This is a genomic window from Nocardia sp. NPDC052001 (assembly GCF_040680615.1).
Taxonomy (GTDB): Bacteria; Actinomycetota; Actinomycetes; order Mycobacteriales; family Mycobacteriaceae; genus Nocardia.
Genome location: NZ_JBFAXC010000019.1, coordinates 1 through 25,999, shown reverse-complemented (window position 1 = coordinate 25,999; position 25,999 = coordinate 1). Strand labels below are relative to the sequence as shown.

The 25,999-nt window shown below is 66.6% G+C and carries 26 protein-coding genes, 1 pseudogene and 1 riboswitch; of the genes and pseudogenes, 6 read left to right on the top strand and 21 right to left on the bottom strand.

The window, feature by feature from the left end; genetic code table 11:
- Positions 1-32 precede the first annotated feature (32 nt).
- The 3 genes from AB0L82_RS41270 to AB0L82_RS41260 form a co-directional block, all read right to left on the bottom strand.
- On the bottom strand, positions 33-713 hold the full coding sequence (locus AB0L82_RS41270) for a hypothetical protein (RefSeq protein WP_364650177.1): 681 nt from the start codon (positions 711-713) through the stop codon (positions 33-35).
- A gap of 64 nt (positions 714-777) precedes the next feature.
- A complete protein-coding gene (locus tag AB0L82_RS41265) occupies positions 778-1,569 on the bottom strand; it encodes a hypothetical protein (protein WP_364650174.1) in 792 nt (263 codons plus the stop codon).
- A 25-nt stretch (positions 1,570-1,594) separates the two neighbouring features.
- Positions 1,595-2,503 (bottom strand): SDR family NAD(P)-dependent oxidoreductase, encoded by a 909-nt coding sequence (locus tag AB0L82_RS41260; RefSeq protein WP_364650171.1) that lies wholly within the window; start codon positions 2,501-2,503, stop codon positions 1,595-1,597.
- 425 nt (positions 2,504-2,928) lie between these two features.
- Between AB0L82_RS41260 and AB0L82_RS41255 the strand changes: the two genes are divergently transcribed.
- On the top strand, positions 2,929-3,936 hold the full coding sequence (locus AB0L82_RS41255; RefSeq protein WP_364650168.1) for a decaprenyl-phosphate phosphoribosyltransferase: 1,008 nt from the start codon (positions 2,929-2,931) through the stop codon (positions 3,934-3,936).
- An 82-nt stretch (positions 3,937-4,018) separates the two neighbouring features.
- On the opposite strand, the gene metE is transcribed toward AB0L82_RS41255, so the two are convergent.
- The 10 genes from metE to AB0L82_RS41205 form a co-directional block, all read right to left on the bottom strand.
- The gene (gene metE / locus AB0L82_RS41250; protein WP_364650165.1) at positions 4,019-6,283 is read right to left on the bottom strand and encodes a 5-methyltetrahydropteroyltriglutamate--homocysteine S-methyltransferase; all 2,265 of its coding nucleotides are present in this window, start codon (positions 6,281-6,283) and stop codon (positions 4,019-4,021) included.
- Between the two features lie 139 nt (positions 6,284-6,422).
- Positions 6,423-6,662, bottom strand: a riboswitch (cobalamin riboswitch).
- A 187-nt stretch (positions 6,663-6,849) separates the two neighbouring features.
- The gene (locus AB0L82_RS41245; RefSeq protein WP_364650383.1) at positions 6,850-7,125 is read right to left on the bottom strand and encodes a MerR family transcriptional regulator; all 276 of its coding nucleotides are present in this window, start codon (positions 7,123-7,125) and stop codon (positions 6,850-6,852) included.
- Between the two features lie 747 nt (positions 7,126-7,872).
- Complete coding sequence (locus AB0L82_RS41240; protein ID WP_364650162.1) at positions 7,873-8,886, bottom strand: DUF5914 domain-containing protein; 1,014 nt, start codon at positions 8,884-8,886, stop codon at positions 7,873-7,875.
- Positions 8,883-10,472 (bottom strand): FAD-dependent oxidoreductase, encoded by a 1,590-nt coding sequence (locus tag AB0L82_RS41235; protein ID WP_364650159.1) that lies wholly within the window; start codon positions 10,470-10,472, stop codon positions 8,883-8,885. The genes AB0L82_RS41240 and AB0L82_RS41235 overlap by 4 nt, the downstream gene beginning before the upstream one ends.
- On the bottom strand, positions 10,469-10,801 hold the full coding sequence (locus AB0L82_RS41230; protein ID WP_364650156.1) for a lycopene cyclase domain-containing protein: 333 nt from the start codon (positions 10,799-10,801) through the stop codon (positions 10,469-10,471). The genes AB0L82_RS41235 and AB0L82_RS41230 overlap by 4 nt, the downstream gene beginning before the upstream one ends.
- Positions 10,798-11,148: a lycopene cyclase domain-containing protein gene (locus AB0L82_RS41225; protein ID WP_364650153.1), complete on the bottom strand. Its 351-nt coding sequence runs from the start codon at positions 11,146-11,148 to the stop codon at positions 10,798-10,800. Before AB0L82_RS41225 ends, AB0L82_RS41230 begins: the two co-directional genes overlap by 4 nt.
- A gap of 9 nt (positions 11,149-11,157) precedes the next feature.
- Positions 11,158-12,153: a phytoene/squalene synthase family protein gene (locus tag AB0L82_RS41220; RefSeq protein WP_364650150.1), complete on the bottom strand. Its 996-nt coding sequence runs from the start codon at positions 12,151-12,153 to the stop codon at positions 11,158-11,160.
- A complete protein-coding gene (gene crtI / locus AB0L82_RS41215) occupies positions 12,153-13,676 on the bottom strand; it encodes a phytoene desaturase family protein (protein WP_364650147.1) in 1,524 nt (507 codons plus the stop codon). Before crtI ends, AB0L82_RS41220 begins: the two co-directional genes overlap by 1 nt.
- Before the next feature lie 13 nt (positions 13,677-13,689).
- Positions 13,690-14,796, bottom strand: a complete 1,107-nt coding sequence (locus AB0L82_RS41210; RefSeq protein WP_364650144.1) for a polyprenyl synthetase family protein — start codon at positions 14,794-14,796, stop codon at positions 13,690-13,692.
- On the bottom strand, positions 14,793-16,103 hold the full coding sequence (locus tag AB0L82_RS41205; RefSeq protein WP_364650141.1) for a nucleotide disphospho-sugar-binding domain-containing protein: 1,311 nt from the start codon (positions 16,101-16,103) through the stop codon (positions 14,793-14,795). Before AB0L82_RS41205 ends, AB0L82_RS41210 begins: the two co-directional genes overlap by 4 nt.
- Positions 16,104-16,504: 401 nt before the next feature.
- Here AB0L82_RS41205 and AB0L82_RS41200 point away from each other — a divergent pair, with 401 nt between their 5' ends.
- Positions 16,505-16,711 carry a CsbD family protein gene (locus AB0L82_RS41200; protein WP_364650138.1) on the top strand — a complete coding sequence of 69 codons (207 nt, stop codon included), beginning with the start codon at positions 16,505-16,507 and terminating at the stop codon, positions 16,709-16,711.
- Positions 16,712-16,851: 140 nt separating this feature from the next.
- Positions 16,852-17,544: a PAS and ANTAR domain-containing protein gene (locus AB0L82_RS41195; protein WP_364650380.1), complete on the top strand. Its 693-nt coding sequence runs from the start codon at positions 16,852-16,854 to the stop codon at positions 17,542-17,544.
- Between the two features lie 454 nt (positions 17,545-17,998).
- Here the strand turns inward: AB0L82_RS41195 and AB0L82_RS41190 are convergent.
- The 3 genes and pseudogenes from AB0L82_RS41190 to AB0L82_RS41180 all read right to left on the bottom strand — a co-directional run.
- Positions 17,999-18,196: pseudogene (locus tag AB0L82_RS41190) on the bottom strand (cold shock domain-containing protein); the annotation flags it as partial.
- A gap of 444 nt (positions 18,197-18,640) precedes the next feature.
- Positions 18,641-19,078: an HSP20 family small heat-shock protein gene (locus AB0L82_RS41185; RefSeq protein ID WP_364650135.1), complete on the bottom strand. Its 438-nt coding sequence runs from the start codon at positions 19,076-19,078 to the stop codon at positions 18,641-18,643.
- Between the two features lie 133 nt (positions 19,079-19,211).
- Positions 19,212-19,910 carry a pyridoxamine 5'-phosphate oxidase family protein gene (locus AB0L82_RS41180; RefSeq protein ID WP_364650132.1) on the bottom strand — a complete coding sequence of 233 codons (699 nt, stop codon included), beginning with the start codon at positions 19,908-19,910 and terminating at the stop codon, positions 19,212-19,214.
- Positions 19,911-20,178: 268 nt separating this feature from the next.
- Here AB0L82_RS41180 and AB0L82_RS41175 point away from each other — a divergent pair, with 268 nt between their 5' ends.
- The 3 genes from AB0L82_RS41175 (at position 20,179) to AB0L82_RS41165 (ending at position 21,667) form a co-directional block, all read left to right on the top strand.
- A complete protein-coding gene (locus tag AB0L82_RS41175; protein WP_364650129.1) occupies positions 20,179-20,616 on the top strand; it encodes a DoxX family protein in 438 nt (145 codons plus the stop codon).
- A 536-nt stretch (positions 20,617-21,152) separates the two neighbouring features.
- Positions 21,153-21,377: a hypothetical protein gene (locus AB0L82_RS41170; RefSeq protein WP_364650126.1), complete on the top strand. Its 225-nt coding sequence runs from the start codon at positions 21,153-21,155 to the stop codon at positions 21,375-21,377.
- A gap of 116 nt (positions 21,378-21,493) precedes the next feature.
- A complete protein-coding gene (locus tag AB0L82_RS41165) occupies positions 21,494-21,667 on the top strand; it encodes a hypothetical protein (RefSeq protein WP_364650123.1) in 174 nt (57 codons plus the stop codon).
- Between the two features lie 364 nt (positions 21,668-22,031).
- Here AB0L82_RS41165 and AB0L82_RS41160 read toward each other — a convergent pair whose 3' ends face one another.
- From AB0L82_RS41160 to AB0L82_RS41140, 5 genes are all read right to left on the bottom strand, one after another.
- The gene (locus tag AB0L82_RS41160; RefSeq protein ID WP_364650120.1) at positions 22,032-23,015 is read right to left on the bottom strand and encodes a YncE family protein; all 984 of its coding nucleotides are present in this window, start codon (positions 23,013-23,015) and stop codon (positions 22,032-22,034) included.
- 122 nt (positions 23,016-23,137) lie between these two features.
- Positions 23,138-24,079: an RNA polymerase sigma factor SigJ gene (sigJ, locus tag AB0L82_RS41155; RefSeq protein WP_364650117.1), complete on the bottom strand. Its 942-nt coding sequence runs from the start codon at positions 24,077-24,079 to the stop codon at positions 23,138-23,140.
- Positions 24,076-25,269, bottom strand: a complete 1,194-nt coding sequence (locus AB0L82_RS41150) for an FAD-dependent oxidoreductase (protein WP_364650114.1) — start codon at positions 25,267-25,269, stop codon at positions 24,076-24,078. Before AB0L82_RS41150 ends, sigJ begins: the two co-directional genes overlap by 4 nt.
- A 272-nt stretch (positions 25,270-25,541) precedes the next feature.
- Positions 25,542-25,715 carry a hypothetical protein gene (locus tag AB0L82_RS41145; RefSeq protein WP_364650111.1) on the bottom strand — a complete coding sequence of 58 codons (174 nt, stop codon included), beginning with the start codon at positions 25,713-25,715 and terminating at the stop codon, positions 25,542-25,544.
- Positions 25,716-25,802: 87 nt separating this feature from the next.
- On the bottom strand, positions 25,803-25,999 hold a 197-nt coding region (locus AB0L82_RS41140), incomplete at its 5' end, for a hypothetical protein (RefSeq protein WP_364650108.1).

Genomic DNA, 25,999 nt, shown 5'->3' with positions numbered 1-25,999 from the left:
GCCACGCTCAGGACACCATGCCGATGGGGTGATCAGGCCACGAGTTCGATAATCGCGCGCGGCTGCCAGGGCAGTGGGCCGCTCGGGAAGGTGAATTGCACCAGGCGGTGGGTTGCCGCTGCTTCGAAGTGGCAGGTGAACGGTGGGAGGAAGCCCGAGACCACTTTGTCGAGCAGTGTGTTGATATGGCTGAAGCTGGGTCGCAGATTGACCTGCCAGACGTCCATCGAACCCGCGGGCACCGTGATGGTCATGCGCTTGTCGACCTTCACCTCGAGCGGCCAGGAGATCGAGAAGGCGAGCCACAGATCGTGTTTCGATTTCGCGCCGCGCCGGAAATCGAGTCCGCGCAGCAGGGTCAATCCGCCCAGCAGCGGCATGACACCGCGTGGGAACGGGGCGAGTTTGCCGCCGAACTGAATGTGTTGTGTATCAAGGAAATAGCCCTCTTCACGCGAGACCGTGCGGCCTCGATAGTAGGAGGCAGCCTGGTAACTTTCGGCTTCGATGAAGCCTTCGGATCGACGGATGCGTTGTTCGACCTTGGCACTGTAAGCCTGGTCGGAACCGACCTCGAGAGAGGAGATGTAGCAGTCGTCGTCGTGGTCGACCACGCAGGTAATCGGATGTCCCGCAGCACTTTCGGTGAGCCGAATCCGATAGTGCGACCTCTCGCCGTCGGTGATGCCGGGGTCGCGGAATGGGCTGGCCATGGCAGTCCTTGTCGTCGGGACCGGGCCGCGGGGCCCGGTCCAACCCTTTGATGGCAAGGCGGAGCTACAGCTCGGCCGTCTCGGCTCGGCCCATCTCGGCGGTATGCTCCTTGGCCCACTGCACCGTGCACCAGGCGATCATGTAGGTCGCCCACGTCACCGGGCCGATTCCCGGAATGTAGAACGAGATGAAGCCGTTGGCGGCGTTGAACGGTCCGTACAGCGTTGTGACACCGAGGATGGCCGGGAATTGCGTCAGCACCCCCAGCACCGCGAGCCAGCTCAGCCATGTGGGGAACACACCCGCGCGACGGCCTATGACCGCGACGGCGATGATGTTGGGAATCCACAGCGGACCCAGCATGCCGCCCGCCGCGAAAGCCTGCACGTGCAGGACGTGCAGCAGGTCATCGGAAATGTGGCCGTAGAGCACAATCGGCGCGGCAGCGAAGCTGACGTACATGAGAATCGCTGTGACGAAAGCGATATCGCTCACGATCGCGATCCACGAGAGCACGTGGTTCTTGCTCGTGTCGATGCTCCAGAAGTACGAGGCGGTCGCGCCGACCATGGCCAGGAACGGGATGGCGGCGGTGCCGATGACGATCATCCCGATCTTGCCCACGAGCTGATACTTGCGATAAAGCTCGACAGTGCCTTGCACGTCCCAGCTTTCGGGAAAGACGTAGGCGATGATCAGCGCGGCGGCGATGCCACCGATCACCAGCGTTACGGCGATAAGCGCGTAAACAAGCCGTGCGCCAGAGGGTTTGGCCAGCCACGACGCCAATCTGTCGAGTACAGCGGCGAACCATGAGGACGACGAGCGCGGCGGGACGACAGCGGTGTGAGACATCGAAGATTCCTTGATCCGTGGCGGGCTATCGGCTTTGACGGCGGGCTGGGGAGGAAGGCAGATACTGGACAGCCTTCCGGGCCGTGCCTTCGGCAAGCCGCATCGTGGGAATCGCGCAGATTCGCCGCAGCAGACCGGGCGAGATCCGGTGCAGCACCCACGCCGCGGTCGCATCGAAGTTCACCGGCACGATGGCGAGGTCGAAGCGGATCGCCAGTTGCACCGCGCGGGCCACCAGATCCGGCGAGGCCAATCCGAAGCGATCCTGGATCGACTGGAAATCCGCGCGCACCGATTCGGTGGTGTCCGCATCGGAGGTGACCAGCGTCGCGTGGGTGGCCAACTGGGTCCGGGTCGCGCCGGGACAGATGGCGCTGACGCCGATGTTCCTGGGGCCCAGTTCAGTTCGCAACGACTCGGTGATCATCAGCGCGGCGGCTTTGGAGGTGGAGTACGAGACCGCGACGCGGTTGGGGGTCCACGCGGCCCCCGAGACGATCACGACGATATGGCCGGGCCGCCCACTCGCCAGCATCTTCGATCCCACGATCTTGCTGCCGTGGATGACGCCGTAGACGTTGATGGACATGACGCGGTCCCAGTCCTGCGGCGTCTGATCCATGAACGCGCCGCCGACCGCGATGCCCGCATTGTTCACCAGGATGTCGGGGACACCGAAGCGCGCAACGATCTCCTCGGTGAGCGTCTCCCAGCGCGCGGGGTCACGCACATCGAGTTCGTATGCGTGACAGTCACCTTCGGCGAGAGTGGTCGTCTCCTTGGCCGCGGGCAGGTCGATATCGGTGGCGATCACAATGTCGCCCGCCGCGGCCTGGCGCAGCGCGATCGCGCGGCCGATGCCGCTGCCCGCACCGGTCACCAACACCACACGGCCGCGCTTGTTCGCTACCGGTCCGGTAAACGGAAGTCTCATCATTGAGTCCAATCCTTTGTAGATCAATTACTCTGTCCGGCAATCAGTCCGCCGCGACACCCGCACCGATCACCACGACCTCGAACTGAGGCTGATCCCTTGCAGGCGTTGGTGTTTCAGTGTTCTCACTCAAGGAACGACTCCTCACTCGATGATCGCCGGATAGTCGGCGATCAGACGTACTCCCCCGCCGACTTCCTGGACGTGGCGTGGTGGCCGGTACGGCGGCGTCACTGTCTCAGATAGTTGCAGATTTTAGATAGGCTGGCAATCCAGCTGGCAAATAAATCTGAATATCGAAGGTATTTGAAAGGGAGAGTCGGCCGCTTCATCCATCTGGGACAGTGCAATGCCCGGCATGCCGGGCCGGTGTTTGGCAGGATGTCGGGGGGCGGTGTCGCGGTGGTCACAACGAGGTGCCTTCGGTGCACAGTGCCAGGCACTCAACGAGATTCGTCCGCTCCAGGGGAAGCAGTCAGGTTGTTATGAGCGAAGAGCCGACCACCATCGAACTCGACGAGGCCGTCCTCGCCGGACCACCCAAGACCCTGGCCGGTGGCCTCATCAAGGCGGTGCGGCCGCGTCAGTGGATCAAGAACATCCTGGTATTGGCGGCACCGCTGGCGGCGGGGACGATTCCGGGGACCGACACCTTCGCCATCGCCGACCTGACCCGCGACCTGCACGTCGGTATCGCGTTCGTGGTGTTCTGCCTGGCGGCGTCGGGCATCTACCTGGTCAACGATTCGCTCGACGTCGAGGCCGATCGGGCACATCCGACCAAGCGCTACCGGCCGATCGCGGCCGGTGTGGTTCCGGTGAATCTGGCCTATGCGCTGTCGGTGGTGCTATTGACCAGCTCGATCCTGCTCTCGTTCGCGGCGTCGGCGCAGCTGGCCGTGGTGATGGTGGTCTACATCGGCATCCAGCTCGCGTACTGCTTCGCGCTCAAGCATCAGGCGGTGCTCGACATCTGCATCGTGTCCTCGGGCTTCCTGCTGCGCGCGATCGCCGGCGGCGCGGCGGCCGATATCGCACTGTCGCAATGGTTCCTGCTGATCGCGGCGTTCGGCTCGTTGTTCATGGCCGCCGGTAAGCGCTACGCCGAGATGAAGATCGCCCTCGACACCGGTGCCAAGATCCGCAAGTCGCTGCGGTACTACACGCCCACCTATCTCCGTTTCGTGTGGACCCTCTCGGGCACGGCGGTGGTTATCTTCTACGGGCTGTGGGCATTCGAGGCCGATCACAAGGACAACCCCTGGTTCGCGATCTCCATGGTGCCCTTCACGATCGCCATCCTGCGGTACGCGGTCGATATCGACGGGGCTGGGGCCGGTGAACCCGAAGAGATCGTGCTGGGTGACCGCGTCCTGCAAGTGTTGGTGCTGGCGTGTGCGGTGGCGATCGGTGTGGCCGTCTACCTCACCTGAGCGGACACGTCGCGGACCGAGCGGCCGGGGTGTTCCACGCGGGAGAACACCCCGGCCGTTCGTCAGTGCGGCGCAGCGATTGTCAGCGCAGCGCCTTGGCCGCCGCGACCAGGTTGCGCAGCGATGCGGTCACCTCGTCGGTGCGGCGGGTCTTGAGACCGCAGTCCGGGTTGACCCAGAGTCGTTCGGCGGGAACAGCTTTGAGAGCCAGGGCAAGCGAGTTCTCGATTTCCTCGGCGCCGGGCACGCGCGGGGAGTGAATGTCGTAGACACCCGGACCCACACCGAGATCGAAACCCGCCGCGTTGAGGTCGTCCAGGACCTCCATATGCGAGCGGGCGGCCTCGATGGAGGTGACGTCGGCGTCCAGGCCCGCGATGGCGCCGATGACCTCACCGAACTCCGAATAGCACAGGTGCGTGTGGATTTGGGTGGTGTCCGCGACGCCGGCGGTCGAGAGCCGGAACGCGTCCACCGCCCACTCCAGGTACGCGACCTGATCGGCTTTGCGCAGCGGGAGCAGCTCGCGCAATGCGGGCTCGTCGACCTGGATGATGCCGATGCCGGCGCTCTCCAGATCGACTGTCTCGTCACGGATCGCCAGTGCGATCTGGCGTGCGGTATCGGCCAGCGGCTGATCGTCGCGAATGAACGACCAGGCCAGGATGGTGACCGGACCCGTCAGCATGCCCTTGACCGGCTTGCTGGTCAGGGACTGCGCATAGGTGATCCACTGCACGGTCATCACCTCGGGCCGCACCACATCGCCGTACACGATCGGCGGGCGCACGCAGCGGGTGCCGTAGGACTGCACCCAGCCGTTGATGGTGGCGGCGAACCCGTCGAGCTGTTCGGCGAAGTACTGCACCATGTCGTTGCGCTCGGGCTCACCGTGCACCAGCACGTCGAGTCCGATTTCCTCTTGCAGCGCAATGACTTCGGCTATCTCGGCGCGCATGCGGGCGTCGTATTCGGCCTGGTCGATCTCGCCCTTGCGCAGCTCGGCGCGGGCGATGCGGATGCGGCTGGTCTGCGGGTAGGAGCCGATGGTGGTGGTCGGCAGCAGCGGCAGGTTCAGCCGCTCCTGCTGTACCGTGCGGCGTTCGTCGGCCGGGGTGCGGCTGATCGCGTCCGCGTCCAGTCCGGCCAGGCGTTCGCGCACCGACTCGACCCGCAGGCGCGGATCGGCCTTGCGGTCCGTCACGGCGGTGCGCGCGACCGCGAGCGCCTCGGCGACGGCGGTTTCGCCGTCGGTGAGAGCGGTTGCCAGCAAACGGATTTCGGCGATCTTCTCCGCACCGAACGCCAGCCAGCTGCGCAGCCGCTCATCCAGATCGGTCTCGGGTGCGAGGCTGTACGGCACGTGCAGCAGTGAGCAGGAGCTCGACACGGCAACGGTCACACCGGCTTCGCGCAGACCGGTCAGGCGCGGCAGTGCGTGATCGGGATCCACCCGCCAGATGTTGTGGCCGTCGACCACGCCCGCCACGATCAATTTGTTCGTGATCGACTGCGCCGCAGCCACATCCGCGTCACCACCGGCGACCAGATCGAGTGCGATGCCCTCGATGCCGGTGTCGGCGAGCGCGGGCAGCGCCTCCCCCAGTCGCCCGAAGTAGGTGGCCACCAGGATCGCGGGCCGCGAACTCGCCTGCGACAGTTGCCGATAGGTGTCGCGCACCGCGGCCAGCTCGGCGGCGGACAGGTCGGTGACCAGGCTCGGCTCATCGATCTGCACCCAGGTCGCGCCCGCCTCGGCCAGCAGCGCGAGCAGCCGCTCGTACAGCGGCAGCAGGCTCGGCAGCAGGTCGAGCAGATCGCTGCCGTCGACCGATTTGGCGAGCTTGAGGAAGGTAATCGGCCCGACCACCACCGGCCGTGCCGGAACACCCAGCGCCAGAGCCTCTTTCAGCTCCGCGAGCGGCTTGTCCGGATGCAGCGAGAACTGCGTCGCGGCCGATAACTCCGGCACCAGGTAGTGGTAGTTGGTGTCGAACCACTTGGTCATTTCCAGCGGTGCGACCTCGGCGTTGCCGCGCGCGGCGGCGAAATACCGATCCAGTTCATCGGCGATACCCGATACCCGCTCGGGCAGCGCGCCCAGCAGTACCGCGGTATCGAGGATCTGGTCGTAGTACGAGAACGTGCCGACCGGAACCGAATCCAGCCCGGCATCACGGGCGGAGGCGAGTGCGGAGGTGCGCAGGTTCCGGGCGACCTCGTGCAGGGCGGCGGCGTCGCCGCGCCCGGCCCAGTACGCTTCGATCGCCTTCTTGAGCTCCCGGTTCGGACCGATACGCGGTAGCCCCAGCACTGTTGCGGTGAAGGTGTTTTCAGGGTTCGACATCGAATGAACTCCATGGTTCAGCAGCCAGTGACCGCCACCCATAACGAGCGCACACCCAGCGAGCCCACCGCAGCATCGTTCCCGTGCCCGGGTCCACTCGGCGCAACGCCCAATCCACGAGGCGACGACCGCCGGATACGGCGTATCCGGCACAGCGGGCAGGTCTTCGGACTCGTGGGCATCGACCCCGATCGGGGTCGGCCCCGGCGCTCGAGGCCCGGGGCTGGTCCTACTGACCGTCGCTTCCCAGGCATACTTCCGGCGCCCAGTGCGAATGACGGCTGTCGTTCCCACTCACCGCTGCGGGACAGTCCCGGATTCTCACCGGGTTCCCTCTCGCCCAGCGGCGCGCGAACGCACCGTCGGGCTTCGACGCCTTCGGGTTGGGGTCAGGGGCTCCTCGACTCCACCTCCGGCGAACCAGCTGCGGAGGCGAATATAGCGAAAACCGATGGGATGGCGAAAGGCGGGTCCGGTCCGTCCCACGGAGTGGACATTCCGAACGATGCGCGAGAGATCGGGAATCATCCACCCCCGGTGGATGATTCGATCGCGATATCCGGCGGTCAGTCGTCGCCGCGGGCTTCCTCGATGGTGTGCTGCAGTTCGCGGTTGATGCGCTGGGCTTCGGTGAGCTGGTCTTCCAGGATCACGATCCGGCAGGCGGCCTCGAGCGGATTGCCCTCGTCGACGAGTTGGCGGACCCGCGCGGCCAGGCGCAACTGGTAGCGGGAGTAGCGGCGGTGCCCACCCGCCGAGCGTTGCGGGGTAAGCAGTTTGGCCGCGTCCAGGTTGCGCAGGAACACCTGCGTGACGCCGACGATCTCCGCGGCCCGGCCCATGCTGTAGGCGGGGTAGTCGTCATCGTCCAGCCGGTCGGCCGGACTGGTGGTGGGGTTCGGGTGTGGATCTTCCACGGCGCCTCTCGGGAATCTCACGCCTTCAGGCCCCGGCGCAGTGCGCCGGGGCCTGAGGTCGTATCGAATAGGTTGACTCAATTGCGGGTACCGGCCGGGAAGGCCGGTGAATGACACCGCGTCCGATCGTGTCGACACGGACGCGTTGTGCGTTTGTGTGTGCTCGTGGACCACCTCCCAGCTCGTAGATTGCGCATCCCCGCACCCGAATATCGCTGGCACGGTCCCGCTTCGAAAGTCCACGTACGACTTCCGGCGCTCTGTCGCGGCGTTCTTCGTCCCCTCCTGCGGTCCTGTCGAAAACGGGTTCTGCACCCGCCGGCAGGGGACGGCCCACCAACTTCTCCGGGCGGTTGATCTGATCCCGGGCCCATGATCTTGCTTGTCGAACAAGACCGACACTACAACGGGTCGCACCGGATGTCTACACCCGCGAGTGCAGATTTTTTCCTACAAGTCGGCAGAAGGTCGCTACCGCGGTGGAAAAAAATCTGCACTGGAGACTCTAGACATTCGTGGCGACCGTATGTAGTTTCACTGTTGTTCACAAGGGAGATCAAGTGACTGGGCAGGCGAACTGCCTGGTACGCGGTACACCGGTCCCCTCCGCGCAGGCCAGATCCGCCCGAACCCCCGCGGGCAGGACCGCCGCCGGAGGGGACCGCCGCCGCTCTACCGGTGCTGTGTACGCAGCTGGTAGCGCCGCTCGGCGTAGGCGAGATCATCGCGCCACAATCGATTCGCGGCATGGTTCATCGCCGGACGCAGCAGCGGCAGCGCGTGGTGTGCGAACCGGAATCCCGGACGATCCGAGGTCGCGATGGTCGTCTCTACCACCGCTGTCCGGGCTCGGCCGTCCGGGCCGGGACCCAGCGGGGTGGCATGAGTTTCGACGACGCTGCCCGTTCCTTCGCCCGCCACGATGCGCATCACGATGGTGCGCGGATCCGGGCAGCTGAATTCGGCACGCACGGGTACGCCCAGTCGGCGGGTCACGCGGAAGGTCACCGCCAGCTCGAATCGGTGATTGTCCTCGGTGATCCCCTCGCGCGGCGGCGTGCCCGTGACGTCGAGGTGAGCGAAGGAGTAGGGGTGGAACCACGAGCCGTGCCACGGGTCGAGTCGATTGGCGATGATGTCGCGCGGTTCGCACACCCCGACCAGCCGAGTCACCGCATGCACCGTCGTATCCGCGGGCCGCTCACCCAGAATCGGTGCCTCAGTGGGTGTTTCACCGCCCACGCTGTCGAGTCGCACCCACGCCAGCACGCCGTCGTCGTAGCTCGGATAGGGGCACCATCGCGACGCGTTCTCGGCGGGGCCCACCCGCAGACCGTGCCAGCGACAGATCAGCGCATCGTCCTCGACCTCCGCGGTGGCCAAGGGCGCGCCCAGATGCGGGCAGGCGCCGGGCCCGGCCCGCAGGCCGCCGGTGGCGTCGCGCCACAACACCACTTCCCTGCCACCGACTTTCGCACCGAACGGCCGGTCGGGGCGGATCGCGGTGCTGGCGGCCACGACGTACCAGTTCCCCGACGGACGTTCCTGCGACCAGCGCAGGGCCGCGGCGATCAGTGCGGGATCGGCGTCCTGATAGGTGGGCCGCTGACGGGACCAGGTTCCGGGCGAGAATCGTTGTAGCGGAGAGTTCTTCGGCCAGGAGACGAGTTCGGAGCGGATGCTCATCGGGACTGCCTTTCGCGGTTCACGAGCGTGCGCAGGAGTGCCGAGCGTCCCCGCGCGGGGACCGAGTGCAGGGTGTGCCCGGCCGCATCCCATTGGCGCAGCAGGGTATTGGCCGCCATCCACCCCGTGGTCGCGGCGCGTTCCATCAGTGCCACGGGCAGATCGACGCGGATACCGTCACCGGCCAGGGCCAGATGTGGGTGCGGGGTCCGCACGCCCGGGCGGGCGGCGAAGTCGCCGGGCGAGAACCGCGGGCAGTCCTGCCGCCACAGCAGCGACTCCCCCACGATGTTCGCCGACTCGGTCTCCGGATACATCGCGTGCAGGCGCGCGAGCAGCCGCTCACGCAACTCGGCGCGTTCGGCGGGCGCGGGGACGGTCTGCGCGGCGGCGTACGCGTGCAGTTCCACCACGCTGCCGCCGGTGGCACGGGCCCACTTCGCCGCCTGTGCTTCGTAGCGGTCCACCACGCTGATGTTGTCGAGCGGGTCCATTCCGCCGGTGCCCAGGAAGCATGACCGGTCCGCGCGGATCGGCCGGTCCAGCCACAGTCGCTGCACCGCGAACGCGGGCGCGAGGGCTGTCGCGTCGACCTGAGCCCGCCAGGCGGCATCACCCAGGCTCGGTGACGCGGCCACGATGCGCCGTAGTCCGCCGATATCGGTGGCGAGCACCACCGCGTCGACGGCCATGGTCGTTCCGGTGTCATCGGTGAGCTCGAAACCCGCACCGCGGGAATCGATTCGATCGATCGACACCCCGCGCCGGAACCGGACGCTGCCGGGCCGTTCCGGCGTGGCGGGCGCGGTCAGATACTCCTCGAGTGGATTCCAGAGGCTGACGTCGAAATTGTCGCGTGCCACATCGAAGATCAGTCCCTCGCTGGATCCGAGGAAGTAGATGTGGAACATCGCCGCCAGTTCGGCCGCGGACATGCGCTGCGGTTCGATGAAGAAACTGCGCGAGAACACCTCGAAGGCCAGGTGCCGCGCGGACTCGGGAAAGTTGATGCCGCGCAGGAAGGTGTCCGCGTCGAGGTGGTCGAGCCGCTCGTAGATCTCCGGGACCGATACCGCCGCCAGCGGGGCGGCCGCGCGCGGGTCCATCCGGACCAGATCACGCAGCCGGAAGGTGGGACTGCGCAGTGCGAAGGCCACCGCGTTCCAGGGCGGTGTGCGCGGCAGTCCCCGGAAGGTGTCGCGGCGTCCGTGTGCGTCGACGAGCGGATAGTCCTCCAGCCTCCGCAGCCGCCGCAGGTGCGGGTCGGTGCGTCCCAACAGTTTTCGAAGGTTGTAGTACTGCGCGAAGAAGGCGTGGAAACCGCGGTTCATGGCGACCTCGGTACCGTCGGGCAACTGCTCGTTCCAGGCGCCGACGCGGCCACCCAGATACCGCTCGCGCTCGACGACCTCTACCCGGCAGCCGCGTTCGGCGAGTCCGGTCGCGGCGGCCAGGCCCGCGATTCCCGCACCGACCACCGCGACCCGCGGGGCGGTTCCCACCAGCGCCAGGTCACGGTGACCCGGGGACGCCGGATAACGCACCCGCCGCCGATCTCGTCCCTCGACGCTGCTCGCGGCGGTCATCGCGGTACACCGCCCTGTCGTTGCCGAGCGCGTTCCCAGCCCAGCAGGACCGCGGTTACCAGAGCGAATCCGAACAAGTAATCCTCCACCGGGATGTCCCACGGAAACCGAAGTCCGAGAATGTGATCCGGGTTGTACACCACGATCGGCGTGGGCCCCTTGGTGAGCCAGCCGTCGACCAGGATCTGAAAGCCCAGCACAATCGCCATCGTCAGCCAGTACGCCGGACGCCGGAACAGGCCGGTGCGCAACAGTATCGACTCGGCCGCGCAGACCGCGACCACCGCGACCACGGCGGGCAGCGTATAGCCGACGCCCGCGAAATTCATTGGCGTGCCGCCTTTCTCGCGTTCGCGAAACGACGGCGTCCCAGTGCGAGCAGGTTCTCGACCGCGACGAAGGTGAGCAGGCCGCAGACCGGGACGACGAGGAAGAACAGCAGTTCCTCGAGCGGCATCGCTCCGGGCAAGGTCACCCCGAGGGTGTAGCGGGGATCGAAACTCCACACGCCCGCGGCGATCGCGATCAGATCCCAGGCCACGAACAGCACCACCGCCGGCCACAGTGCGGCCAGCAGCAGACGCGGCCGTCGATAGACGCCGGTGCCGAGCGGCTCCAGCGGGGCGGTCACGCCGAGGCAGGCCACAAGTGCCAGCAGGTAATGCCAGTGGTCCATGTCGTGTCCTCACCGATGGTCGCGAGGTTCGGAATTCTCGAACGCCGTCGCCGCCTGGGCTTGCGATGGTGGCGTACGGGCGGGATCGCCTCGACGCGCACGCCAGGCGCGCACGAGACCTGTTGTCCCGACCCGGATTCTGCGCGCGTTGCCGACCGTGGCCCGGCGGCCGAACACCTCGAAGTCGCTGTCCCGGATGCGATCCAGGATCTCCCCGTACAGCATCGCCGCCGTGTCGACGCAGGGCCGCGAGCGTGGCGCCAGCAGCTCCGACCCGCGCCGCGCGTACGCGTAGATACCCCTGGTGATCTCGACCTGTTCGGCCAGCGCCCGCCGCACCTTGGCATCGACCCGGCCACGAGAGCGGCACCAGCGCAACAGGTCCCGATCCACCCCGTGGGCGGCCAGTTCATCGGCGGGCAGGTAGACCCGATCGCGGGCGAGATCCTCGTCGACATCGCGCAGGAAGTTGGTGAGCTGGAACGCTTTTCCGAGCGCGGCGGCATACGGCGCGGCGGCGGTCACCCCGTCGGTGGTGCCCAGGACCGGCAGCAGTTGCAGTCCGATCACCTCCGCCGACCCGTAGACGTAGCGGTCCAGAGCGGCGCGGTCCGGGTAGTCGGTGATCGTCAGGTCCATCCGCATGGAGTCCAGGAACGCGTCGAACAGGTGCCCGGGAATGCGGTAACTGCTCGCGGTGTGCAGAACCGCGGCCAGGACCGGATCACCGGCTGCGTCCGCGGCGGCGAATTGCCCTGCGAGGGTGTGTAATCGGGCCGACCGTTCGGCCGCGGTGCGGCCCGGCTCGAACTCGTCGAGGATATCGTCGGCGCGACGGGCGAAGCCGTAGAGCGCGTGCACCGCGGGCCGCTGGTCCGGGGCCAGCAACCGCGTCGCGAGGAAGAAGGTCTTGCCGTGGGCGGCATTGAGCTCACGACAGGTCCGATAGGACCGGCGCAGGTGCGGATCGGTGATGCCCGCGGCATCGAGTTCGGCGCGCGTCATCACGACACCCGAACCACGGGCGAACCGGCGCCGACAGCGCTGGTTTTCCGCTGCCGATGCCCGGTGACACGGTCCGCGGCCAGCCGCCCGGAGATCAGCACCGGCGGTATGCCCACTCCGGGCACGGTCGACCCGCCCGCGAGCACCACATTGTCGAGACCGCGAATCATGTTGGCGGGCCGGAACGGACCGGTTTGAGCGAAGGTGTGGGCCAGCGCGAACGGACTGCCCGCCGCCATATCCTGGCGGGCCCAGTCGGCGGGAGTGACCACCCGCAGCACTTCGGCCTCGCGAAGTTCGACTCCGAGCCTGCCGCGCGCCAACTCCAGAACCTCCCCGGCGTAGTCGGTTCCCACCCGGTCCCAATCGATCTGTCCCCGTGCGAGATTGGGGACCGGCGCCAGGACGTAGAGCAGATCGCGGCCCGCCGGGGCCAGGCCCGGATCGCTCGCGGTGGGGCGGGTCACCAGCAGGGACGGGTCGGTCATCACCTTGCCCTCGTCGATGATCTCGCGGAACGCGGCATGCCAGGCGTGCCCGAACAGCAAGCTGTGGTGCGGAATTCGCGTCTCCTGCGCGCACGCCACATGCAGCACGACCGCCGAGGGGGCGGGGCGCACGGCGACCGGACGCCGGGATCGGTGTGCGAGCAGTTCATAGGTCCGATGCAGTTCGGTCGTCAATACCACTGCGTCACAGGCGATTCGCTCGCCCTGATCGGTGTGCACGGCGACCACTCGCCCGCCCGTGCGCTCGAGTTCGGTGACGGTGGATCCATAGCGCAGGCGCACACCCGCGGTCTCGGCCGCCGCCGCGAGCGCATCGGGCACCGCCCGCATACCGCCGCGCGGGAAGCTGACCCCGGACATGGTGTCCATGTGGGCGATCACCGCGTAGGCCGCCAGCGCCTGCTCCGGCGCGACGCCGGCATAGAGCGACTGAAAGGTGAACACGCGCCGCAACATCGGGTCGGTGATGAACTCACCGACCTTGCGATCCCAGCGGCGGAACCCGCCCAGCGCGGTGAGGCCCGCGAGCGCCGGTAACGACATCGACAGCGGGGAATCGAAGTTCGCCGCGACGAATCGATCGAATTCGGTCTCGTACAGCCGGCTCAGCCAGTGCCGCAACCGGCGATAGCCCTCGGCCTGCCCGGCACCGGCGAAGTCGGTGACCGCCCGCACCATCCGGTCCTCATCGCTGTGCACCTCGAGGGTGCGGCCGTCGGCGAATTTCGCGTGGTAGGCGGGGTCGACGGGCAGGAGCTCGAGTCGATCGGTCATCCGCTCCCCGACCGCGGCGAAGACCTCCTCGAGTACCGCGGGCATCGTCAGTACCGTCGGGCCGGTGTCGATGCGGTAGCCGTTCACGTCCAACCGGCCCATCCGCCCGCCCGGCACGGCGTCGCGTTCGACCACCGTCACCGAACGGCCCCGCCCCGCCAGATGAATCGCGGTGGACAGACCCGCCAGACCGGCGCCCACCACCACGACATGGTCGCTGTGTCCCTTGACCGTGCGCATGGATGTCCTCTCCTCACAACTGCCGTGCGGTGCACAGCAGCGCCATCTGTTCCAGCGCCGCGCGCCGATCCCCGCCGAATGCGCGGTCCGGTATCGCACGCAGGGCATCGTCGACCCGCTCGGCGATCATGTCCTCGATGCGTTCGGGCGCACCCGATGCCGCGATCAACCTCCGGCAGCGATCGATCGCGGCGGGGTCGAGTTCGGGGCGGTGCAGCAGATCCGACAACTCGTGGCGGGTGGCCGGCATAGCCATGTCCAGCGCGGTGACCACCACGCTGGTGGCCTTGTGCTGTCCGAGGTCGCTGTCCTGCGGCTTGCCGGTTATCGAATCCGCGCCGAAGATGCCGAGCAGATCGTCTCGCAGCTGGAACGCCTCGCCTATCCGAGTTCCGTACTGTCCGAGGGCTTTCAGTGTCCGCTCGCTCGCACCGGCCAGTGCCGCGCCCAATTCCAGGGGCCGTCGCACGGTGTAGTTGCCCGATTTCGCGCGGGCGATCTCGAGCACCGTGTCCAAGCTCGGACTCTCGCGGATATCGTTGCCCAGATCGGCGAACTGACCCACCGCGAGTTCGATGCGCATCGCGTCATATCGTGGCCACAGTCGAGCCAGCGCGGCCTCGTCCAGGCCGCTCTCTCGCAGCATCTGCTCGGCCCACACCAGGCACATATCGCCGAGCAGCGTCGCCGCGGACATTCCGAATCCCTTTGGCGCGCTGTCGCGTCCGCCATGTCGTTCGGATAGTCGGACGTGGGCGGCGGCCGATCCCCGGCGCAGTACGGCATCGTCCATGACATCGTCTTGCAGCAATGCGAACGCGTGCAGCAACTCCAAGCTCGCCGCGGCACGCAACGCGGCGGCATCGGGCTCACCGACGCATAACCAGCCCAGATACATGAATGTCGAACGCACGCATTTCCCGCCGACCGCGTACTGCGCCAGCACCTCATCCACACCGGCCGGCCGCAACTCGTCCACGCGCACGCGGCGCAGGAAGATCGTGAGCTCCTCGAGCACGCGGGACCGGGTATCGGTATGCCAATTGTGAAAGCCTGTCGCGAGATCCGGTACCGCCGGACTCAGTGCGGCTCGGGCGGAATCGAAGGACACCGTGCTCATCGGGACAACTCGTTTCGCGACGCCGGAACAGCGGTCCGGGCTGGCTTGGGCTCGAGGTCGGCCAGAAAGCTCGAAATCACCTCGAAGGGCGCGGTTTTCGCTATCTCTTGCGCCAATCCGGCTGCTGCGGAACGGTAATCGGCGGTGCCGAGTACCCGATCGACCGCGGCCGCTATCGCGCCGGGTCTCGGACGCGCCGTGCCGAGATCGATTCCGGCACCGGTGTACGCGATCCGTGCCGCGACCTCGGGTTTGTCCGCGCTCTCACCGGCGACGATCAGTGGCACCCCGTGACGAAGCGCCTGCTGCACGCCGCCGTAGCCGCCGTTGGTGATCATCACGTCCACTCGGGGCAGCAGGTCTCCGTAGGGGATGAAATCGCTGATGTAGGCATTGGCCGGGATCGCGCCGAGTGGAGTTCGCGACCCGCCTGTGCACGCCACGACGGCAATGTCGTCGCGTCCGCTCAAGGCCGTCAGGGTGGGACGGATCAACTGATCGAGATCGGTGTTGTTCCAGGTCCCCTGCGTCACGTGTACGACGGTTGTGGTGGCGGGCAGGTCACTCCACCAATGCGACGACTGTGCCCGCGCGGGGCCGCGATCCGGGAGCGGTCCGGTGAACACCACCGAGTCCGGCAGATCGCGGCGCGGGTATTCGAAACCGGGAATCGTGAACTGCAGCAGCCGATCCGCGAGCCGGGGCCAGTCGAGCAGATAGTGCGGTGCGGCCCCCAGACCGAGGCGGGCGAGGATCTCGTCGAGCCGTCGCTGGTCGCCCCTGAACAGCACGTGTTCGACGAACCGGTTCAGTCTCGTGTAGTCCCGGCCCAGGCGCGGCCGCCAGCCCATACCGAACGGCGCGGTGTCGGCACTGGACAGCATGAGCGGGACAACGCCGCACGCCAGCACCGCCGGACGCGGCTTCTCGGCAAGCAGGAGCGGGATGACGCCGGTGAACATGACATCGGCCAGAACCGCGTCGTACTCCGCGCGATTCAATTCGGCGGTCAGCGCACGGAACTGGCCGGCGATCGGGGCGAGGAAGCCCTCGCGCAGCTCGGCGCGGCCGATCCGCCAGCGGCGCAGCAGTCCCGGCAGGTGGCGATGCGGTACGTCGGTCGGCGTCGCCATCGTGTGGGCGTCGAGCGTGACGAACGGAATACCCTGCGCCGCAGCGGTTTCACGAAATCTCGCACCGGTGAGCAGGCGCACCTGATGCCCACGGCGACGCAGATCCGCCGCCAGCGTCAGCATGGGCGTGACATGGCCTGGGATCGGACTCGCCGCCACGAGATATCGAGCCACGTCGTGATCCCTTCGCCGGTCCATCAGCGTTGTCGGCCGGTGCTCCGCCCATCTCCGTCGACGGGCCGCACCGCTAGTTGCGATCGTGGACGATGCTACCTCAAACGATGCAAAAACGATGCACTGAATTGTTCCTTCTCACTGTGGATCCTTTGCCATCGCACAACCAAGCAACACGGAACATCTGCCGTAGATCGCCGAAACTAGTTGCAGCACAAACAATTACGTGAGACCGCGCATCGAACGACAAGTCGGATGCGAGAAGAGGATCGCGGTACGACAATGATGCGAGTTCGATGCATTCAACCCGTGGATCCAACCAATATTAGCTGTTCGGTAACTGTACGGTTGTCCTGCGCGCTCGACCGTCGAGCGCGCGATCGATCGATTCGGAGGATGCCGTGTCTCTGAGTGACAAGATCAGCAACAAGGCCGAAGACCTGGGCGGTAAGGCCAAGGAAGCCGCCGGAAATCTGACCGGCGACGATTCGCTTCGCGCGGAAGGCAAAGCCGACCAGGTCGAGTCCGGACTGAAGAACGCGGTGGAGAACGTCAAAGACGCCGTAGAGGACACCGTCGACAAGGTCAAGAACGCCTTCAAGAAGTAGCGGGTCGCGCACGAATTCGTGTGGGCGCCGGACCATCCGGTCGGGCGCCCGCCGAATCCCGACGGGACGGTCGCCGAACATTTTTGACGCCTCTGCCTGTTTGCCAGGGCCCGCGCGGAGATACTGAGCTGGTGAAGGACATGACAAGCGAGTCCGATACGGGCGACCTGCCCGCAGTGGACATGCGTTCGGTCGAGAAGATCGTCGGGGCGGGGAGCCCGTTGCCGGTCGGGTCGTTCCGGTTCTGGTTCGACGGCATGCGCTGGGAATGGTCCGACGAACTGGCCCGGCTGCACGGATACGAGCCCGGGTTGGTGGAGCCGAGCACGGAACTACTGCTGGCACACAAGCATCCGGAAGATCGCGATCGCGTGGAGGCCGAATTGGTGACGTCGGTGCGCGACCACGCGCCGTTCTCCAGTCTGCACCGCATCATCGACACCGCCGGCGCCGAACATCAGGTGGTGGTGGTCTCCGAACCGATCATCGATGACGACGAGAGCGTGATCGGCACCAGCGGTTACTATCTCGACCTCACCGATAACCTGCCCGAAGCCCAGCCGGACAGGTTGAGCGAGTCGCTGGTCGAGATCGTGGCACAGCGGGCGGTGATCGAGCAGGCCAAGGGAATACTGATGACCGTCTACGGGCTGTCGCCGGATCAAGCCTTCGGCGTGCTGCGCTGGCGTTCCCAGGAGACCAACGTCAAATTGCGCGACCTCGCCGCGGCGCTGGTGCTGGCCGCCAAGCCGCTCACCCCGATGGACGTCCGCGTCAGAACAGCTTTCGACCATCTTCTGCTCACCGTTAACCGGCACCAGCCCCAGCAGTAACCGGAATACAGGTGCCGCGACGATGCCGCCGTCTCCTCCGACACGGTTCCGCCGCTTGGCGCAGCCGGATTCTCGGATGCGCCGGAGGAGACGGAACGTATCAGTGATTCTCGAGGCGTGCTGAACGCGTACGGGCGGGACCGGTCCGGTGCCGGTGCGGGTTTCGCGCGCGGGGATGGCGCGGGTCCGGGGACCGCTGGCCAGCCGGGGCCGCGCGCATTGCCGGCTGCATGATGGTGTCCCACCAGGGGCGGAGCGGACTGGGGTCGGGCCAGTGCACGACCGCTAGGTCCGGGTCGGTGGGGGTGGTCGGAGTCGTGGTGCTCATGGTTTCATCCGATCGGGGGCCGTGGGATCAGGCCGCGCGGCGCCCGGCGCGGCATCGAGGCCAATGTGCCTGGGCGCGTGGAAGATCCCGGGGTGAGGGTGCGGCGCTCGTACGCAGATAGGGCACGACCCGGGTGGCTTCGGGGCCGCGCGGGGTGTCCACGGCGGTGAAGATGACCGGCTGCCCGGCGGTGAGCGTCGCATAGCCCGGGACCTCGATCACTGCGTAGTCCACGAACACCGCGGGTCCGGTATCCGGGGTCAGGAATCCGAAGCCCTTCTCGGCGTTGAACCAGGCCACGTGCGCGTGCTGCCAGCGCGGCATCTCGTTGTCGCGGGCGTGCGGATCCGAATCGGCAAGTGGGACAGGCGGAGTCGTCGTGTTCGGCAGACGGGGTGATCCGGGCGTGATCGATACGGTCGAGATCGTGGTCATCTCGATTCCTCCTCTCGCACATCGGAGAACGAGGGGTGGGTCCGGCCGGAACCGGCCGACCGGACCCACCCCGGGGCGAATAGATCGACATGGTGCTGGGTAATACCCGCGAGGGCGGGAGCAGCGCCCAACATGTTGCGCCACAACGGTGGCCGTGCGCACGAATCGAAGGGGCCTTCACCGCGTGCGCGCCGCGGGCTTCACCACCGGCGACGTCCGGCCCTCGGGGGCGTGTGTGGAACGTCAGGGACAGGCATCACCTCACTTTCACACTCCGTGGGCGTGGTGATGTTCATGACCGGGACCTGCCGGGGCAGCGAACCGGCCCGCCGGTCAGGCGTTGATGACCTGGGGTTCGCGCTCGGAACGGGAGATCTCGATCTTGCGAGGCTTGGCCTTCTCCGCCACCGGGATCGCCAAGCGCAGCACGCCGTCGCGGTAGTCCGCGCGAATTCTCTCGGTGTCCAGGCTTTCGCCCAGCACCAGCTGGCGACTGAAGACGCCGCGTGGTCGTTCGGCCGCCAGCATGGGCCGACCGGGGTCGAGTTCAGGGCGCGCGGCCCGCACGGTCACCACATTGCGTTCCACATCCAGATCCAGGGACTCGGGATCGATGCCCGGCAGATCGAACTCGACCAGGAACTGGTCGTCCTCACGCCAGGCGTCCATCGGCATCGCCGCGGGTCGGGCCGCGGTGCCGAACACCTGCTGCGTCAGACGATCCAGATCACGGAAGGGATCAGTGCGCATCAGCATGGTCGCCACCTCCAACTCACTCCATTCTCGGTAGTCGCTTCACCAGATAACCTCTGCCATCTGGCATAGATATTATTTAGCACTCTCTATAGGCGAGTGCAAGACTTCGAGCTAGGTAATCTGTGGGCAAGGAGTCACCCCGAGGTCCTCAGCGCTGATCGCGCAGTCGCGCTATCTCGTCCTCGAGTTCCTGGTTGCGCCGGCGCAGCTGCTCGATCTCGTCCAGGAGCGGCGCACGCGCCAGATGCAGGGATTCGGCCATGCGTTCGCTGCCGTATTTGACCGGGATGTTCTTGATGCAGTTGCGGTCCAGGCCCTCGACGTGGATACGGAATCCACGGTCGCAGCGGGTGCGGATCATCCCGTGCTCGGTGGTCAGCATGCGGTCGATGAACTCGGGATCCGCCGCGCGCTCGATGATCTCGGCCCGGCCGAAGACCTTGACCCGGGTGCGGGTCGGGTAGTCGATGAAGAACAGGGCGATCCGGTTGTCCCGGTCGAGGTTTCCCAGGGTGACGAACTGCTGATTGCCGGAGTAGTCGCCCAATTCGATCGTCGAGGGATCCGGAACGTGGACGAAACCCGGTGGACCGCCGCGATGTTGGATGTAGGGCCAGCCGGACGGAGCGACCGTGGCGAGGAAGAAGGAATCGGTGGAGCGGATCAGCTGCGCGGTGGGCCCGTCCAGCTCTTGCGGTTCGCCGATGTCCCGGCCCTCGGCCATGTGGCGTCCGTACCAGTTGATGCTGCCGCTCGCGCGTTGGCGATTGGCGCTGGCGTCGGAGAAGGCGATGGCCCCGTACCGGGTGGTGTCATTGATCCGAGGGTCACCGGGGACCAGCGGCATGACGAACTCCGTTCCTCTCGATGAGCGTTGGTCGGGTCGGTGCCCCCCGGGGGTGGACACGAACCCGTCCCACCCCACGCTACGAGGAGCGGACCTTCACCCGGGCCGCCAAGCCTGATCACGCCGACGGCAGCGCTGGCCGGATACTGGGGTTCCGCCAACGCGGTGAAAATTCTTTCGAGCGCAGCGATGAGTTTTCCCGGCAGCCCCCGTCTTTGCTTGTGAACGCGCCACCGACCCGGCGCGACCGACCCGCAAGGAACACGAAATGACTGCCATCACCGCCCACACCGCCACCGAGACCACCGCCACCGTCCGCCCCGGCAAGATCCGCAACCGTGTGCTCTGGACCCTGCAGATCGTGCTCGGCCTGTTCTTCATCATCGCCTCCGGCGGCCCCAAGCTCCTCATCCCGCGGACTCTGATGGAAAGCAACGCCACCGCCTTCTCGATTCCGTTGGCGCTGTTGATCTTTATCGGTCTCGCCGAGGTCGCGGGTGGTATCGGCTTGATGGTGCCCCGCCTGACCGCGGCTGCCGCGATCGGCCTGGCGATCGTCACCTTCCTTGCCGCCGGCTTCAACGCATTCCTGGCCGGCACCCCGGAACTGGCTCCGTTCCCGCTGGTACTCACCGCGATCTTCGCCTGGATCGCCTACGAGCGCCGGGCCTCGCTCACCACCCTGCGCACGCTGATCAACCGATGACCTGCGCCTAGACGCGGCTACCGGCGGCTCCCAGCCGCCGGTAGCCGCGTTGGGCGTGACGGGGACGGTCCCGGTCGGGGTTGGCCGGGCTGTCCCACAGAGTCGCGGGGCGGGCTACACCGGGTCGGGCGCCCGCCCCGCGTCCCCTGAGTCATGTGCCGGCGGTTGTCGGCGTGTTCGTGTCGAGCCGTCAGCACAGCCTCGACACCGACCGCCGAAAGCCTCCAGAGAGGTCGACAAGGGCGGTCGAAACGGCGTTCGTTCTCCGGACCGGGGAACTCGAATCATGGCCTGTAGCAGCGGTTTCGCACGCCGGAGGGCATGATTCGCTGTCGCCTCCGCGGCGTTGAGGACTTCACTGGGACCTGCGGTTCGACACGCCACGAGGATCGGGCCGCCACAGGAAAAACACGCACGTGCCGGGAACGGCGCATCCGCTGTCCGGATCTGCACGCACGAGCGGAACACTCGCAGCGTGTGTTCGGTGCCGGTGTCGGGGGCAGCGCGCTCAGCACGAGATCACTTGAAGGAATGCAATGACGAAGACAATCTTCATGAGCACCACCGTGATCGGCGCCATCGCCGCGGCGGTCATCGGATCGGCAGCATCGGCATCGGCGAATGCCACCCCGATCGCGCACACCTGGTGCCCGCACAGCGAATTGATGCATAAGACCTGGGATGTGAACACCGGCAAACCGGTCATCTGCGTCAACACCGGGGCCACCGGATACATGTGGGTTCCCGACGCCACTCGCTGATCCGAGGTCTCCGTCGTCGGTTCGCGCGGCCGTGACAAACTCGTGGAGAGGACCCCGATACCGGTCAGCTCCACGAGGATCGGTGTGAAACCCGCACGGGCAGAGAAAGATTCAATATGAAAAGACTGAGATCGTCACCGATCGGTATCGCGGTGCTGGTGCTCAGCATGCTCGCGAGTTGGGCCACGGGCAGCGCGCTGGGTGGGCTCGTGATTCTCGGGGTGGCCGCGGCGGTGGTATTCGTCCGGGCGCTGCGCGCAGAACGACGCAAAGCCGGAGCCCAGAGTTAGTTCGGCGACCACGGTGACTCGGCCCGGACCCGGCGTCTGGGCCAGGCACGGCTCGAAAACGTCGTGCGTTCGGGAGTTGTCCCAATCTGTCGTCACCTCAACCCGATTACTCGCTGCAGGGCCACCAGCCCCATAACCGCCATGCCGGGACGACAGACCAGGTCACCGACCAAATCACTTGACACAAGGCGCCTTACGCTGATGTGCGTGCGTTCTTCCCGACGGTCCCGCCGGGCGCCGATCACGACGGTCGGGGCGAGCCCGGTGGCCGTCGTGACCCGGCGCGGGGGCCCGGCCGGCCTGCAAGGTTCTGCTGTCGAGTTCGAGCATTCCGGTGAGCTTTCGCGCCGAAGCGAAGAGCTTCTCAATGGGCGGGCACCAGGGCCAGCCCGTGCGCGCCGGGCAGGCCCGTCAGAGTCGCCTCCGGCCGGTGTTCGCGCAGGTCGACGACCGTGACGGTATCGGAGGCGGCGTTGGCGACGTAGGCGCGGGCGCCGTCGGCCGAGGAGATCAGGGTGAGCGGGACCTGACCGAGACCGGCCTGGCCGAGCGGGGCGAACGTGGTGGTGTCGAACGCGCGCAGGACCCCGTCAAGGGGTCGGGGGCCGGGCTCGAAGTGGACCTCGGCGGTCAGCAGCATGCCGTTGGTGGTGACGTGGACCGGGACGGCCGGGGCCGCGAGGTCGATGGCGTGGACGGTCTCTTCGGTGCCGATGTCGATCACGAGGATCTGGTGCCGGGTGGTGCCGCCGGTGAGGTCGAGCTTCGGGGTCGCGACGAAGGCGTGCCGTCCGTGGACCGCGACGCCCTCGCTGCCGGGGACCTCGATGTGGTTGACGGCCTGGCCCGTCGCCAGATCCAGGACCGTGACGAACGGGGCCTCCTTGCCGGTCACATACGCCTTCGCGCCATCCGGGGTCACGGCGAACCAGTGCGGCCCACTGACCCCGACCGGCATCCGTTCGACGATCTTCCCGGCGCTGGGATCGACAGCCAGCACCGCACCCTCGCCCGCCGGGCCCGCCTCGACGCTGACGTAGAGCAGGTCTCGGTCCCGGTCGTGGTACAGCCCGTGCGGGGAGTGCTCGGGTGCCAGGTCGATGACCCTGACGAGGGAACGGGTCGCGACGTCGATCACGGCGATCTCGGTGCCGCTGTCGCCGTGGACCTCGTAGAAGCCGTCGCGGTAGGTGATGGCGCAGTAGAGGTGGTTGCGAAGGGTGTCGTACTCCATCTCGTGAGGCTCGGCGGGGACGACGACCTCACCCAGGCGTGCGTTGGTGGCGGGATCGAGGAAGACGATGCTCGGCTTGTCCTGGCAGGCGACTGCCAACAGCTTCTTGGTCATGGGAACGACGTTAGGAACAGGGGTGGATTCCAGCCAGAACAGCTTTGGTCACTACTCTTTGCGCTGAACGCAATCCTGCTGCTCCGACCCGAAACCGGGGGGATCCCTGTGGCCGCCATCACTCAGTTGGACGTCAACCTAGGGTTGCGGAGCGGTGGTTCGGTGCGGCTGATGGTGCGGGGGACTCCAAGCGCGGCCAGTTTGTCTGGGTTGCGGATACCGTAGCCGTTGACGATCTTGTCGTCGGCGATGTCGAAGACAAGGAGGGCTTCCAGTTTGTCGTCGACGTAGCATGCCAGTGCCGGCTGGTTGTTGCAGTTCACCGTCTCGATTCGTACCTGCGGTCGCCGCTTCGCGTATCGGAAGACAGCCATGAGAATCGCGCCCACCCGTTCAGCTCCGACCATGACCAGTTCCGGCAGCGCGGTCACCTTGCCGCCGCTGTCGGTGGTCCAGGTGATGTCCGGCGCGAGCAGTGACAGTAGGCCGTGCATGTCCCCGGTGGTCGCGGCGATGATGAAGAGTTCGGTGACCGCGGCGGTCCGGGCGGTGTCGACGGGGGTGTACCGCTTGCGCCGGGCTTGCACGTGGTTGCGGGCGCGGCGGGCGGTCTGGTGCACGGCGTCTACGGATTTGCCTGTCGCGGAAGAGATCTCGTCATAGTCGAAGCCGAAGACCTCGCGCAGCACGAAGACCGCCCGTTCGATGGGGGTGAGCGATTCCAACACCACCAGCATTCCCATCGAGGCCGATTCGGTGAGCACCACATCGCTCGAGGCGTCACCGTCGGCGAGCAGCAGCGGCTCGGGCAACCATGGGCCGACGTACTCCTCGCGGCGGCTGGCACTGGCCCGCAACACATTCAACGCCTGTCGAGTGACCAGCTGGGCCAGATAGGATTTGGTGTCACGGACCGCGGTCAGGTCGACGCGTCGCCACCGCAGATAGCTGTCCTGCAGCACATCGTCGGCCTCGGTTGCCGAACCGAGGATTTCGTAGGCGACAGTGAACAGCAGCGGTCGCAGGTGCACGAAACGCTCGGTGTGCTCGTCGATGGGAGTCACGGCTGCAGGGTCCTCTCCGATACTGCTGCGGGCAGGTCCTTACGCCTGCCCAAGCCCATGAAGGTGGGAATCGCGCCGGGCTTGCGAGCCTCCTTGCGGATGGTTGCGATCGGGCCGGCGAGACCCACCCGCTCCTTTATCTGCCCGGCTACCCGCCCGCCGATGTACATCGGCACGGGTGTGTCGTCACGACGGCTGAATTGCATCACCCCCGCGCGGCTGCCCAAACCCAGGGTGCACGCCACAAAGGCCACGTCCAGCACGCTGGGTTCGGATCCGGCGATGCGCGCCAGCACGGTGTCGGCGGCCTGGGCGCCCAGGGGCTGGGCGGCGTAGCAGCTCATGCGCAGTGGCCGACCCGAGGGCGCGACCGCGTCCCCCGCGGCGACGATGCGATCGTCGTCGATACTGGTCAGCGTTTCGTCGGTCAGCAAACGGCCCAATTCGTCGGTGCGCAGGCCACTGCGCACCGCCAGCTCGGGCACCCCGAACCCGGCGGTCCAGATCGTGAGCGCACTGGGCAGCACATCGCCGTCGGCCAGTACGACCGCGTCGCGTCGCACTTCGCGCACTCGTACCTCATCACGCACATGGATTCCGTTCTCGGCCAACCACTTCGCCACCGACCGCCGCGCCGGATTCGAGAAGTTCGCAGCCAACTTACCGCCGCTCACAACCGTGATGCTGCGGCCCTGCTCGGCGAGCTCGGCGGCGGTCTCGATTCCGGTCAGCCCGCCACCGACCACCACGATCGGCGCCTGGGCGGGCACCTTCCCGAGCGCGGCGCGCAGCCGCCGGGCGTGGTCGTATTCGGCAATCGGATAAGCGAACTCGGCCGCACCGGGCACCGACACGGGCATCGCGGCGGTGCTGCCGACCGCGTAGACCACGTAATCGTAGGCAAGCGTGCGCCCCGACCCCAATTCCACTCGGCGCGTGGCGGTATCGATGCGGACGGCACGGTCCACCGTCAACCGCACATCCGCGCCGAGCAGCGTGTCGTAATCGATGGTGGCCTCATGGGTTTCGGCCACGAACTGGTGCAATCGCATGCGTTCGACGAACTGCGGGTGGGGGTTGACCAGCGTGATCTCGATATCGCGACGCAGCCGCAGCCGATTGGCCGCTACGGCACCGGCGTACCCGCCGCCGATGACGACGACCTTGGTGATGGCGTTGAAATCAGTCATACCCCCAAGACACGCCACACCCCTCATAGCTGACACAAAGTGGCGTCCATCACATTCGCGATCTCGCAGCCACGCATCGCCAGGGGCGCACACCGGAATAGGACGGAGTGCACGTAATCGGCAGTAGCGGACACCCGGGACGGCTCGGTCCGGCACGGCCGGTTGATCTTCCGCCACGCCGCGCTGGCCGCTTCGGTCAGCGCGGCATGCGGCTAGGACGCTGTTCGGCTGGAATGCCGGGCAACGGGCGGCAGGGCCGTGAAAGGCCGCTGCTATTTCTTCTCGCTGTCCTCCTTCTCAGCGATGGGCTCAGTGAGAGGCGCGAGGACTCCCCTGCTCGTATCTGAGGTGAGAGCCTCAAGGTTTTCACCCAGGTTGTACAAGATATTGCCGGAGTTGGGCTTCAAGAGTTCGCTCGTCACAGAGTTCTGTTCCCTGTCGGCCATCGTCAGCTCCTTCGGTGTCGGATAGCTTCACATCGCACGATATCGCTGGACGAATGCCCAAGTGCGGTAACGGATTACTGCGGAAGGTCATCCGACATTCGGCAGTTCAGTGCGTTCGGCCGATCTCAGATGATCTCTGCCCGTTGATCTTTCGAGGCCCCGCGCTGGCCGATCCAGACAGCGCGCCATGCGGCATGAGCGGATATCGGTGTCGGGCAAATTCTGTAGACTCCCTTCGGATTGCTCGATTGCCACGTCCGAGATCGAGCGGGTCACATAGCTAG

Excerpts from the sequence above, each read along its gene's own strand:
- AB0L82_RS41265 (WP_364650174.1), bottom strand. The coding sequence starts at position 1,569 with ATGTCTCACACCGCTGTCGTCCCGCCGCGCTCGTCGTCCTCATGGTTC.
- AB0L82_RS41170 (WP_364650126.1), top strand. The coding sequence starts at position 21,153 with ATGACGAAGACAATCTTCATGAGCACCACCGTGATCGGCGCCATCGCC.
- crtI (WP_364650147.1), bottom strand. The coding sequence starts at position 13,676 with ATGCGCACGGTCAAGGGACACAGCGACCATGTCGTGGTGGTGGGCGCC.
- AB0L82_RS41225 (WP_364650153.1), bottom strand. The coding sequence starts at position 11,148 with ATGGACCACTGGCATTACCTGCTGGCACTTGTGGCCTGCCTCGGCGTG.
- AB0L82_RS41150 (WP_364650114.1), bottom strand. The coding sequence starts at position 25,269 with ATGACTGATTTCAACGCCATCACCAAGGTCGTCGTCATCGGCGGCGGG.
- AB0L82_RS41175 (WP_364650129.1), top strand. The coding sequence starts at position 20,179 with ATGACTGCCATCACCGCCCACACCGCCACCGAGACCACCGCCACCGTC.
- AB0L82_RS41260 (WP_364650171.1), bottom strand. The coding sequence starts at position 2,503 with ATGAGACTTCCGTTTACCGGACCGGTAGCGAACAAGCGCGGCCGTGTG.
- AB0L82_RS41195 (WP_364650380.1), top strand. The coding sequence starts at position 16,852 with ATGACAAGCGAGTCCGATACGGGCGACCTGCCCGCAGTGGACATGCGT.
- metE (WP_364650165.1), bottom strand. The coding sequence starts at position 6,283 with ATGTCGAACCCTGAAAACACCTTCACCGCAACAGTGCTGGGGCTACCG.
- AB0L82_RS41165 (WP_364650123.1), top strand. The coding sequence starts at position 21,494 with ATGAAAAGACTGAGATCGTCACCGATCGGTATCGCGGTGCTGGTGCTC.
- AB0L82_RS41210 (WP_364650144.1), bottom strand. The coding sequence starts at position 14,796 with ATGAGCACGGTGTCCTTCGATTCCGCCCGAGCCGCACTGAGTCCGGCG.
- AB0L82_RS41240 (WP_364650162.1), bottom strand. The coding sequence starts at position 8,886 with ATGAGCATCCGCTCCGAACTCGTCTCCTGGCCGAAGAACTCTCCGCTA.
- AB0L82_RS41180 (WP_364650132.1), bottom strand. The coding sequence starts at position 19,910 with ATGCCGCTGGTCCCCGGTGACCCTCGGATCAATGACACCACCCGGTAC.
- AB0L82_RS41235 (WP_364650159.1), bottom strand. The coding sequence starts at position 10,472 with ATGACCGCCGCGAGCAGCGTCGAGGGACGAGATCGGCGGCGGGTGCGT.
- AB0L82_RS41145 (WP_364650111.1), bottom strand. The coding sequence starts at position 25,715 with ATGGCCGACAGGGAACAGAACTCTGTGACGAGCGAACTCTTGAAGCCC.
- AB0L82_RS41220 (WP_364650150.1), bottom strand. The coding sequence starts at position 12,153 with ATGACGCGCGCCGAACTCGATGCCGCGGGCATCACCGATCCGCACCTG.
- AB0L82_RS41160 (WP_364650120.1), bottom strand. The coding sequence starts at position 23,015 with ATGACCAAGAAGCTGTTGGCAGTCGCCTGCCAGGACAAGCCGAGCATC.
- AB0L82_RS41245 (WP_364650383.1), bottom strand. The coding sequence starts at position 7,125 with ATGGGCCGGGCCGCGGAGATCGTCGGCGTCACGCAGGTGTTCCTGCGC.
- AB0L82_RS41230 (WP_364650156.1), bottom strand. The coding sequence starts at position 10,801 with ATGAATTTCGCGGGCGTCGGCTATACGCTGCCCGCCGTGGTCGCGGTG.
- AB0L82_RS41270 (WP_364650177.1), bottom strand. The coding sequence starts at position 713 with ATGGCCAGCCCATTCCGCGACCCCGGCATCACCGACGGCGAGAGGTCG.